Source organism: Microbacterium sp. H83, from assembly GCF_001650405.1.
Lineage (GTDB): Bacteria > Actinomycetota > Actinomycetes > Actinomycetales > Microbacteriaceae > Microbacterium.
Genome location: NZ_LWCU01000001.1, coordinates 189,299 through 200,481, shown reverse-complemented (window position 1 = coordinate 200,481; position 11,183 = coordinate 189,299). Strand labels below are relative to the sequence as shown.

The following is an 11,183-nucleotide window of genomic DNA, read 5'->3' as shown; positions in this document are numbered from 1 at the left end:
CGTCGTCAGATGCCGCTGCCGGGACGGACGCCGCCCACGGGGTGTCCACCGCCGAGAACCTGCAGTGCGAGATCGCCGGCGACGGAGTCGACAGCATCCTGACGCAGAGCGCCGGCGCGGCTGAGCAGCGTCGCGGCGACGATCGTCGAGGCGCGGGCTCCGCCGTCCAGCATCTTGAGCGCGACGGTGGTGCCGTTCGGTGCGACCATGACCATCACGCCCTCCGCGCCGCCCTTCGCGAACACTCCGAGCTGCTCGATCGCGACCGTGTCGGGGCGACCGGGCCCGTCGATCGTCCACGGGTGCTCGCGCACCGCGCGCACCAGGGATCCGGCGACGCGGTGCAGCGCGAACGGCGAACGATCGGAGGCGCTGCCGATGCGGTGGATCGCCCGCGCGAGGCCTGTGAGCGTGAGCGCGTGCACCGGAGCGCCGCAGCCGTCGATCGCGGTGTGCGCCACCTTCTCACCGGCGAGTCGCTCGATGACATCGCGGATGTGCACCTGCAGCGGGTGCGCCGGGTCGAGATACCCGGCCGTGTCCCAGCCCGTCGCCACGCAGGCGCGGAGCATCGCCGCGTGCTTCCCCGAGCAGTTCATCCGCAGCCTGGCCGGCTGGCCGTGCTCACGGACCATCTCGTCGCGCGTCGCGGAGTCCGTCGGCCACGCCGGAGGGCAGTCCAGGTGGTCCTCGGTCAGACCGCCCTCGGTGAGGATGTCCCGCACCACCGAGGCATGGCGGTCCGTGCCGGCGTGACTGGCTGTGGAGAGCGCGAGCTGCTCGCCCTCGAGCGCGGCGCCGGCGGTGATGCAGGCGACGGCCTGCAGGGGCTTCAGGCTCGACCGCGGCAGCACGAGAGCGTCGACGTTCCCGTGCCGCGCGACCACGTCGCCGTCCGGCGACAGCACGACCGCAGCGCCGGCGTGGCGGGATTCGACGAAGCCGCTCCGCTCGACGACGGCGAGTTCCACGGCATCCTGAACGGTGAGAGTTTCCAGCACCTGGCAAGACTACCGTCGGAAACCCGACCGGCCGTGCCTCGGTCGCCGGGTGCTGGCAGACTGGAGGGATGGCGAACTCCGCGGCTCTCGGCGAGCACCACTACGCACTGACCTCGACGTGGACCGGCAACAGCGGCAGCGGCACCAGCGGGTACCGCGACTACCGGCGCGACGTCACCCTGGAGGTGGAGGGCAAGCCGGACATCCTCGCCTCATCGGACAAGCCGTTCCGGGGCGACCCCAGCCGTTGGAACCCCGAGGACCTGCTCCTGGCCTCGCTCTCGGAGTGCCACCTGCTGTCGTACCTGCATGCGTGCGTGACGGCCGGCGTGGTCGTCGTCTCCTATCGCGACACGGCCACGGGGATGATGCGCGAGAACGGGGCGGGCGGCGGTGCCTTCGTCGAGGTCATGCTGCGGCCGCAGGTGGTGGTCGAGGACCCGTCGATGATCGAGGCGGCCGAGCGCGCCCACGCGCAGGCGAGGGACTGGTGCTTCATCGCGAACTCGATGAACTTCCCGGTGCGGCACGAGGCCACGGTCACGGCGCAGACGCGCTGATCCCGGCGCGAGGGGCGGTCCGCTCAGCGGCGCTCGTGCGGCAGAGCCTGTCTGATCTTCTCGATCGTCCCCTGCGCGGGGGCCTCGTTGTAGGTCCCGGCGAGCTCCTGACCGGAGAGTGCGTGAATGGCCGCCATGATCTCGTCGGTCGCGAGCCGACGCGCGCGACCGCTCGATGCCGGTCCGTGCGGGGCGAGATCGATGGGCTCGCCGAAACGGACAGTGATGCGCTCCGAGAGCGTCGGGACCCTGGCTCCCACCGGCATGACCTTGTCGGTGCCGATGAGGCCGACCGGCACCACCGGTGCACCGGTCTGCAGCGCGAGGAAGGCGACGCCGGTGCGGCCCTTGTACAGGCGGCCGTCGGTGGATCGCGTGCCCTCGGGATACAGAGCGACCGCGAGCCCCTCATCGAGGAGTTGACGCTGCAGGTCGAGCGCGTCGAGAGCGGCCTGTCCGGCACCGCGACGCACGGGGATCGCGCCGATCGACTCGAAGAAGGTCCGGCTCAGCCAGCCCCGTGCTCCGGTGCCTTCGAAGTAGCTCGACTTGGCGAGGAAGTGCACGGGCCGCGGTGCGGCGACCGGGATCGCGATCGAGTCGATGAACGACAGGTGATTGCTCGCGAAGATGACGGCGCCATCCTTCGGGACGTTCTCCCTGCCTTCGATGCGCGGTCTGTAGACGGTGCGGGCCAGGACGCTGATGAGACTGCGTCCCAGGGCGTAGGTGAAGCCGGCATGGCGTGGTTTCGCAGTCTCTGCGGGCGACGGTTCGGGCTCCACGGACTGCTCTGACGTCATCAGAGCAGGTTACTCCCGAATCCATGCCGGCACGGGAATGGAGCTCCGGCGCGCGCCTCCCAGCGTGGACAAAGCGGTATGGGGGATGATGGGGGTTTGTCCCGCCCGCGATCCTGAGGTCCCACTGTGCGCAAGCGTCCGCTCATCGTCCTGTCCACCGTCGCCGCGGCGACCCTGTTCCTGGCCGGATGCTCCGGCGACGCCGCACCCGAGTCGTCCGGAAGCCCCTCGCCGTCCGCCGACGCGTCCTGCCTCGCCGATCTTCCCTCCGGTGCCGGCTCCGACGCCGTCACGGTCGAGGGCAGCGGCTCCGCCGCGAAGGTCACCGTCCCGGCCGACGCCGATCTCGCCCAGGCGGAGCGCTCGGTGATCGTCGAGGGCGACGGCGAGGAGGTGCTCCCGGGCGACCTGGTCTCGCTCCGTTACCAGCTCGTCGACGCCACCACGAACGAAGTGCTCAGCACGTCCGAGCGGGGTCCCGACGGAGTGCTGTCGGCTCTCCTCCCCACTCAGCAGCCCCAGCAGATCGTCGATCCCACTCAGTCCACCGTGTTCACGGTCGCCGCCGAGTGCCTCCCGATCGGATCCAGCGTCGTCCTGACGCTGCCTGCCGCGCAGGAGGGGGCGAACCCGAGCGTGCTCTACGTCGAGACCGTCGAGCAGCTGCCGACCATCGCCTCCGGCTCCGACGTCGAGCCGACCGAGGGTGCTCCCGCGGTCGAGCTCGACGACGAGGGCGCTCCCACGATCACGATCCCCGACGGCGACGCTCCCGCGGAGACCGAGGTCGTGACGCTGAAGCAGGGCGCGGGAGCCGTCGTCGGCGCCGGCGATCTGGTGACGGTTCAGTACCGCGGCGTCAAGTGGTCCGACGGCAGCGAGTTCGACTCGAGCTGGGGGCGTGGCGCTGTACCCGCCCAGTTCCAGACCAGCGGAGTCGTCACGGGCTTCCGCCTCGCGCTCGAAGGGCAGAAGGTCGGATCGCAGGTCGTCGTGACCATGCCCCCGAAGGACGGCTACGGGGCGTCCGAGGGCAACGAGCTCCAGAACGAGTCGCTCGTGTTCGTCGTCGACATCCTCGCGACCACGCCGATCGAGCAGGCGCAGTAAACCGATCGGAGCCGAGGGCGTGTCATAGGCTGGCGACATGCGTCGCATCATCGTCCTCGGCTCCACCGGCTCCATCGGCACCCAGGCGCTCGACGTCATCAGGGCCAATCCGCGGCGGTTCGAGCTCGTGGGGCTCGCCGCCGGGTCCAACGCCGAGATGCTCGCCGCGCAGGCGGCGGCGTTCCAGGTCGAGGACACGGCGCTGGGTGCCGAGCAGGCGGAGCAGCTGGTGCGCGATGTCGAGGCCGATGTCGTGCTCAACGCCATCACCGGGTCGATCGGACTCGGTTCCACTCTCGCGGCGCTGAAGGCGGGTCGCACCCTCGCGCTCGCCAACAAGGAGTCGCTGATCGTCGGCGGCGAGCTCGTCCTCGCCGCCGCGGCGCCGGATCAGATCGTGCCGGTCGACTCCGAGCACTCCGCCCTCGCGCAGGCGCTGCGCAGCGGAACCCACTCCGAGGTGCGACGCCTGGTCGTGACGGCGTCGGGCGGTCCGTTCCGCGGACGCTCGCGCGACGAGATGAGCGATGTCTCGCCGCAGCAGGCTCTCGCCCACCCCACCTGGGACATGGGTCGCATGGTCACCACGAATTCGGCGACGCTCGTCAACAAGGGCCTCGAGGTCATCGAGGCGCACCTCCTCTTCGACGTGGCCTACGACGACATCGAGGTCGTCGTGCATCCCCAGTCGATCGTGCACTCGATGGCCGAGTTCATCGACGGGTCGACGATCGCGCAGGCGTCTCCGCCGGATATGCGCCTGCCCATCTCGCTCGGCCTGGACTGGCCGAACCGGGTCGGCGGCGTCGGTCGACCGCTGGACTGGACCACGGCCTCGTCGTGGACGTTCGAGCCGCTCGACGATGTCGCCTTCCCCTCTGTGGACCTCGCCAAGGCCGTGGGGCGTGCCGGATTCACGTTCCCCGCGGTCTACAACGCGGCCAACGAGCAGGCCGTCATCGCCTTCCACGAAGGACGGATCCCGTTCCTCGCGATCGTCGACACGATCGCGGCCGTCGTCGACGCCCACGAACCCCCGCAGACGTTGACCGTCGAGTCTCTGGCCGACGCCGAGGCGTGGGCGCGGCGCACGGCGGATGGGCTCATCGACCGGGCCTGACGGCGGCGCACGACGATCGGGCGGGCTGAGCCGCCGCCCGACCGCCCGGACGCGGCGTCAGTCCTCGTCGGGGTAGGGCACGGGCCACCGCGAGTCCGGGACCGGCCACCCCGCAGCGCGCAGCGCCCTTCTCGCGAGCTCGCGCGCGGAGTAGGGCGTGCGGACGCCGCGGATGTCGCGGTAATCCTGGTGCCCCGGACCGGCCCACAGGATCGCGTCTCCGTCGCCCACGAGCCCGACCGCGGCGACGATGGCCGCCTCGGGCGGCGAGTACTCGTGGATCTCCGCATCGGGTCGCGCTCGGCGCGCCCCCTCGACGAGGGTCGCGCGGATCGAGTCGGGGTCCTCGAAGCGGGGATGATGATCGGTCACGACGAGGATGTCACTGCCCTCGACGGCCGTACGCGCCATGTCGAAACGCTTGCTCGCGTCGCGGTCGCCGTCGGCGCCGAACAGCATGAGGACCTTGCCGGGAGTCACTCGACGCACGGCCGCAAGGGTCTTCTCGAACGCATCGGGCGAGTGCCCGAAGTCGACGAAGACGGCGGGTCCGGTCTCGCCCGAGACGAGCTGGGTGCGACCGGGGAGGTGGGCGCGGATGCCGCCGTCGCGGGCGAGCGCCTCGACGATGCGCTCCCAGGCGTAGCCGCCCTCGAGGAGCATCACGATCGCCAGCGCGGCGTTGGCCGCCATGTGCGGTCCGATGACCGGGACGGTCGTCGAGAGCGAGCCGGCCGGGCCGGTGAGGGTGAACGTGGTGCCCGACGTCCGTTCCTCGTCGATGACGACGACCCAGTCGGCCTGTGCCGACCTCTCGGGATCGGCCGCGATCGACGGGGTCCCCACCGTGACCACGGGGATCTCGGCGCGCTCGACGACGACGGCACCCGAGGGGGAGTCGATGCAGACGACGCCGCGCGTCGCGCGATCGGGGCGGAAGAGGGGGAGCTTCGCTTCGAAGTACTCCTCCATGTCGGCGTAGTCGTCGAGGTGGTCGTGGCTGAGATTGGTGAAGCCGGCGACGTCGAAGCGGATGCCGTCCACACGATGCCGCGAGAGCGCCTGGGCGCTGACCTCGACGGCCACGGCCTCGACCTCGCGCTCGCGCATGAGCGCGAGCAGCGCGTGCATCTCGGATGCCTCCGGCGTCGTGAGGCGCGAGACGATGATCTCTCCCGCGATGTGCCGCTCGGCCGTCGAGGAGAGTCCGGTCACGACGCCGAGCTGGTCGAGGATCCCCTCGAGCAGGTGCGAGACGCTGGTCTTGCCGTTGGTCCCGGTGGTCGCGAAGAGGGTGGGCAGGGGGGCGCCGGCGCCGGTCCCGTACACCCAGGCGCTGAGCGCGCCGAGGCTCCCGCGCGGATCGTCCACCACGAGCACGGGCAGTCCCGTCGACGCGGCGATCGCGGCGCCCGCGTCGTCCGTGATGACCGCGACGGCGCCCTTCTCCGCGGCAGCGGCCGCGAACTCGGCGCCGTGGCGATTGACGCCGCGGATCGCGACGAACGCCTCGCCGGCACGGAGATCGGCGGTGGCGAGGGTGATGCCGGAGACGATCACCCCGGTCACGTCGCCGCGCACCTCGCGCGCGAATCGGGAGGCGAGTTCGGACAGCTCACGCCGAGGCGGGTTCGCGGGGCGGAGCACGGGAGGCAGGCTCGGTTGTTGTTCAATCGACATGTCGAGTCCATGATCTCACGGCTCGTACCCCGGTCCCGGGTGCGGCGCGTCCCCGGCCGTCGAGCCGGGGACGCGCCTCGGTGTGTCAGGCCCGGCGTCGGTAGGCGAGGACGGCCACCACGAGCGCGGCGAGGCCGGCGACCAGTCCGCTCGCGCCGAGAGTCGTCGCCAGCGGATCCGCGGCCGCCACCGGCGCGTCCCGGTCCTGCTCCGCCGCCTCGGTCGACGCGTCGTGCTCGCCGTGCCCGGCGTCGGGCGATGCCGGGGTGACGGTGACCACGGGCGCGGGAGCGTCGAGACTGTGCGGATCCTGGCCGTCCTCGGCGATCTCCGTCCATTCCGTGCTCCCTTCGACGCACGTCTGGATCACCGGGAAGGCGAGGGTGTCGGGAGTGTCCTCGTCGAGACCGACGGCCATGCTCACGGCGCCTCGGAGGTCGTTGGGCACGGGCGCGAGGGCGGTGTAGGTCACCGCGCTCACGAGCCCGTCGTCACCTCGCTCGATGTCGATGGTCCAATCGCTGTCCGCGGTGGGCGCGACCGAGGCGAGGCCCTCGGGCATCGTGACCTTCAGGGACGTCGTGGGCGACGTCTCGCACCCGTGGGCGAAGGAGAAGGTGAGGACGCCGTGGTCGCCGGCGACGAGTTCGTCCGGACTGACGGAGACGTGCGCGCTGGCCATGGCGGGGATCGCGAGCGCGAGGACCGCGCCTCCGACGAGGCCGGCGGTCAGATGGCGACGGGTGATGGTGGAACGCATGGTGAAACTCCTGAATGCTCGTGTGCGGGCGCGCGCGACTGCGCGGAGACCCGCGGATGATGGGTCCGCCGTGGGCGGTGAGGCGATCAGACGAGCGAGGGAGGCCCTCTGCGGGATCTCGACGAGGCGAGTGCGACGACGACCGGGCGGGGGAGGATGACGCGAAGGCGGCCGGTCGCGGGTGCTCGGGGAGCACGCGGGGCGTCGCGACGAGAAGACGGGCGCGCATCCATCCCGCGATGGCGAGCACCATCGACTCGCCGTGCCAGAGCAGGGCCGTCGTGAGCACCGCCGCCGCCACGTGCCCGGCGATCATGAGGGCATCGGGCGAGGCCGTCTCCAGGACGGGTCCGAAGGACGCGGCGTCGATGTGGTGCTGGTGGCCTGCGACCGCGCGGATGCCGGTGGGGGCGCCGAGCAGCTGGAAGACGACGTGGAATGCCGTCTGGCCGACCGCCACCGTCAGCGCCACGCGGGATCGTGACGCGCGCGCCCCGATCAGAGCGGCGGCGGCAGGGATCAGGAGAGCCGTGACGGCGAGCACGAGCAGCGGATGCGGTGCCGCACCGCCGGCGATCGTGTGCGACGCCGCCGCGAGCACGGTGGCCACTGTCGATGCCGCGGCAGCGCGCAGGAGTCGCAGCTGCCGGATGGTCACGCTCCCAGCCTAATAGTCGGCGCGACGCCGTCCGTCGGGCGCCCGGGCTGATTCCTAGCAGGAGGGCAGTACCGTAGGCACGTGGAATTCCTGCTGTATCTGGGTGGCATCCTGTTCATGCTGATCGGTCTCGGCCTCTCGATCGGCCTGCACGAGATCGGTCACCTCGTGCCCGCGAAGCTCTTCGGCGTGCGCGTGGGGCAGTACATGATCGGCTTCGGTCCGCGGATCTGGTCGAAGCGAGTCGGGGAGACGGAGTACGGGTTCAAGCTGCTGCCCCTGGGCGGGTTCATCTCGATGTCGGGCATGTATCCCGCGTCCACCACCGCCGGTCCTGCGCGAGGCGTCTTCCGCACCCTGGTCCAGGACGCGAGATCCGCGAACGACGAGACGATCGCCGAGGGCGCCGAGGACCGCGTCTTCTACCGGCTGCCGGTGTGGAAGCGCGTGATCGTCATGCTCGGCGGGCCGCTCATGAACCTCGTGCTCGCCGTCGTCATCTTCACGGTGCTCGTCTCGGGCGTCGGTGTCCAGCAGGGATCCACGACGATCGCCTCGGTCAACGAGTGCGTCCTCCCCGCGGGATCGACGGCGACGGAGTGCTCGCCCGACGACCCCGCCACTCCGGCTGCCGAGGCGGGCGTCAGGCCCGCCGACGTGCTCGTGTCGATCGACGGGACCCCGGTGTCCACGTTCGCCGAGGCGACGTCGATCGTGCAGGCGTCACCGGGGGTCGCGCTCGACGTCGTCGTGCTGCGCGACGGCGTCGAGAAGAGTCTCACCGTCACACCGATCGAGGCGGAGCGGACCATCACGGACGCGAGCGGCCAGCCCGTCCTCGACTCCGACGGCGAGCAGGTCGTGAAGACCGTCGGATACGTCGGGATGGCCGCGCAGATGGCATTCATCCCTCAGCCTCTGAGCGCGGGACCGCAGATGGCGGCGGACACCGTCGGTCGGGTCGCGTCGCTGATCGTCACGCTGCCCGCGCGACTGTGGGATGTCGGCGTCTCGCTGGTCACCGGCGGGGAGCGCGATCCCAACGGTCCGCTGAGCGTGGTCGGCGTCGGTCGCCTCGCGGGAGAGGTCGCCGCCACGGACGCGCCGATCCTCAACCGCTTCTCGGTGCTGCTCGGCCTCCTCGGGTCGCTGAACGTCGCCCTCTTCGTCTTCAACCTGATCCCGCTGCTGCCCCTCGACGGCGGTCACGTCGTCGTGGCGCTGTGGGACGGCACCCGTCGGGCGTGGGCGAGGATCTTCCGCCGCCCGCCGCCCGCACCGGTCGACGCGACCCGCCTGGTGCCGCTCACCGTCGTCGTCGCCACGCTCCTCATCGCGATGGGCGCACTGCTGCTGGTGGCCGACCTCTTCAACCCGGTGAAACTGCTCGGGGGCTGACGCGGTCAGGTCAGGGCGTGCTCGACGAGCCGCTCCAGGGTGCGGATGCCGTCGCGCGACAGGATGGATTCCAGGTGCCCCTGGATCGACGCGAAGCGGTCGCCGCGCAGCGCGTAGACGTCTCCGCTCGCCGCGTCCGCGGACACCTGGGCACCGGCCGCGTCCGTCGTCCCGGGCGAGACCCGCGCCGTGAAGGTGTTGTAGAACCCGATCGAGGCGTCCTCCCCGAAGACCGGCACTGACTTCTGCAGACCCTGATGGGGCGAGGCGAGCGGAGCGAGCTCGATGCCGAGCCGGTGCGCGAGGATCTGATGGCTCAGGCACACGGCGAGCAGGGGCGCGCCGGCGTCGAGGCGGCGGGCGACGATCTCCCGCATGCGGGCGATGCGCGGGCTGCCGGCGTCCCGGGGATCGCCGGGGCCGGGTCCGGCGACGACGAGGTCCGCGTCGTCGACCGCCGCGTCCTGCACCGCGCTCCACCCGCTGATCGTCACATCCAGACCCAGGTGGCGCAGCTGGTGCGCGAGCATCGTCGTGAATCGGTCCTCGGCGTCCACGACCAGGGCGCTCCGTCCGGCGAAGGGACCGGTGAGGTCCTCGCCCTGAGGGTTCAGCCAGAAGTCCGCGAGGCGCGCGTTGCGGGAGGACAGGAGGGCGGCGACCTCGGGGTCGCCCGCGAGGGATCGGCGCTCTCCGGGGGCATCCGGATCCGAGCGCGTCCCCGCCTCGCCGTCGCGGTCGATCGCGCCGATCGCGCCCAGTACGCCGGCCGCCTTGCCGTGCGTCTCCGAGACCTCGCCGCGCGGGTCGGAATGCCGGACGAGCGTCGCTCCGACCGGCACGTTCAACGAGCCGTCGCGGAGGTACACCGTGCGGATGAGGATGGGCGCGTCGAGGTCGTGGCCGCCGTCGTCGTTCGGTGTGAACAGCGCGGCCACGCCCGAGTAGTACCCGCGCGGCTTGGTCTCGTGACGCCGGATCACCGCACACGCGTTCTGCATGGGGGATCCGGTGACCGTCGGCGCGAACATCGTCTCTCGCAGGATGTCGCGGGGATCGAACCGGCTGCGTCCGCGGAGCATGTACTCCGTGTGGGTCAGGCGCGACATCTCCTTCAGATGCGGACCCGTGATCCGCCCGCCGTCGGAGCACACGGCGCTCATCATCTTGAGCTCCTCGTCGACGACCATGAACAGCTCCTCCGTCTCCTTGGTCGACGAGAGGAAGCCGACGAGCGTCTCCTTCGTCGCGCCTCCCGCGGGGTGCCGGAAGGTCCCCGAGATCGGGTTCATGGTGACGATCCCGTCGCGGGCCACCACGTGGGCCTCGGGGCTGGCGCCCACCGCGATGTGCCCGGGGGTGACGACGGCGAACGTCCAGTACGCGCCGCGCTCGTGCAGCAGCAGGGCACGGAACCAGGTGAGCGCGGCCGTGCGGTCGTCGACGTCGATCTCCGCGGTGTAGTCGCGCCGGATGACGAAGTTCGCGCCTTCGCCGCGCCCGATCTCGTCGGCGATGACCCGCTCGACGATGGCCGCGTACTCGTCGTCGGCGATGTCGAAGCCGCCGTCGCGCAGAGGAACGGCCGCGTCGGGGAGCTGCGCCAGCAGGTCGGCCGTCGGCAGGTGGAGGTGCTCGTCGACCACGACGCACCGCAGCGGCGCCCCGTCGTCCTGCGCCACGAAGCCGCGCTCGCGCACCTGCCGGTAGGGCACCATCGCGAAGACCTCGCGCGCGATGCCTCCGGCGTCGAGGGGGATGTCGGCGAGGAGCTCCACATCGGTGACGTCGCCGGAGAGCAGCTCGACGGTGTCGGCCCCGTCGCGGGCGATGAGCACGAACGACGCCGTGGGGTCTGCGGTGAGCTCGGCGAGGCGGGTGAGGGTCATCGGGGTCTCCTGTGCGTGGCTCCGGCTCGGCTCAACGAAAAGACCGCCCCGGAGGCGGTCTGGATTCGTGGGAACGCGAACACACCGCCTAGGAGGCGGGCCACCAGGTGAGGTTCGCGAGCATGGGCCGAAACTATCACACCGGCGGTCTGCGGAAACGGAGCGTGACGCGGGGGTGACATCCAGCCCGCGTGCATCCTGGCG

10 protein-coding genes are annotated in these 11,183 nt (G+C 71.2%); 5 read left to right on the top strand and 5 right to left on the bottom strand.

The window, feature by feature from the left end; genetic code table 11:
* Window positions 1-5 precede the first annotated feature (5 nt).
* Entirely contained in the window at window positions 6-1,001 is a 996-nt protein-coding gene (locus A4X16_RS00990) for an asparaginase (RefSeq protein ID WP_067115069.1), read from the bottom strand.
* Window positions 1,002-1,069: 68 nt separating this feature from the next.
* Between A4X16_RS00990 and A4X16_RS00985 the strand changes: the two genes are divergently transcribed.
* The gene (locus tag A4X16_RS00985) at window positions 1,070-1,561 is read left to right on the top strand and encodes an OsmC family protein (protein WP_067115067.1); all 492 of its coding nucleotides are present in this window, start codon (window positions 1,070-1,072) and stop codon (window positions 1,559-1,561) included.
* A gap of 23 nt (window positions 1,562-1,584) precedes the next feature.
* Here A4X16_RS00985 and A4X16_RS00980 read toward each other — a convergent pair whose 3' ends face one another.
* On the bottom strand, window positions 1,585-2,364 hold the full coding sequence (locus tag A4X16_RS00980; protein WP_067115065.1) for a lysophospholipid acyltransferase family protein: 780 nt from the start codon (window positions 2,362-2,364) through the stop codon (window positions 1,585-1,587).
* A 126-nt stretch (window positions 2,365-2,490) separates the two neighbouring features.
* On the opposite strand from A4X16_RS00980, the gene A4X16_RS00975 reads away from it, so the two are divergent.
* A complete protein-coding gene (locus A4X16_RS00975; protein WP_067115063.1) occupies window positions 2,491-3,474 on the top strand; it encodes an FKBP-type peptidyl-prolyl cis-trans isomerase in 984 nt (327 codons plus the stop codon).
* Window positions 3,475-3,511: 37 nt separating this feature from the next.
* A complete protein-coding gene (gene dxr, locus A4X16_RS00970) occupies window positions 3,512-4,594 on the top strand; it encodes a 1-deoxy-D-xylulose-5-phosphate reductoisomerase (RefSeq protein ID WP_067115061.1) in 1,083 nt (360 codons plus the stop codon).
* Between the two features lie 57 nt (window positions 4,595-4,651).
* On the opposite strand, the gene A4X16_RS00965 is transcribed toward dxr, so the two are convergent.
* The gene (locus A4X16_RS00965) at window positions 4,652-6,274 is read right to left on the bottom strand and encodes a Mur ligase family protein (RefSeq protein ID WP_067115059.1); all 1,623 of its coding nucleotides are present in this window, start codon (window positions 6,272-6,274) and stop codon (window positions 4,652-4,654) included.
* 85 nt (window positions 6,275-6,359) lie between these two features.
* On the bottom strand, window positions 6,360-7,034 hold the full coding sequence (locus A4X16_RS00960) for a YcnI family copper-binding membrane protein (protein WP_067115057.1): 675 nt from the start codon (window positions 7,032-7,034) through the stop codon (window positions 6,360-6,362).
* 262 nt (window positions 7,035-7,296) lie between these two features.
* Between A4X16_RS00960 and A4X16_RS17670 the strand changes: the two genes are divergently transcribed.
* Together A4X16_RS17670 and A4X16_RS00950 are read left to right on the top strand one after the other, a co-directional pair.
* The gene (locus tag A4X16_RS17670) at window positions 7,297-7,518 is read left to right on the top strand and encodes a hypothetical protein (RefSeq protein WP_157559908.1); all 222 of its coding nucleotides are present in this window, start codon (window positions 7,297-7,299) and stop codon (window positions 7,516-7,518) included.
* A gap of 255 nt (window positions 7,519-7,773) precedes the next feature.
* Window positions 7,774-9,090: a M50 family metallopeptidase gene (locus A4X16_RS00950; RefSeq protein WP_157559907.1), complete on the top strand. Its 1,317-nt coding sequence runs from the start codon at window positions 7,774-7,776 to the stop codon at window positions 9,088-9,090.
* Between the two features lie 5 nt (window positions 9,091-9,095).
* Here A4X16_RS00950 and A4X16_RS00945 read toward each other — a convergent pair whose 3' ends face one another.
* Window positions 9,096-10,979 (bottom strand): chorismate-binding protein, encoded by a 1,884-nt coding sequence (locus A4X16_RS00945; RefSeq protein WP_067115053.1) that lies wholly within the window; start codon window positions 10,977-10,979, stop codon window positions 9,096-9,098.
* Window positions 10,980-11,183: the final 204 nt, after the last annotated feature.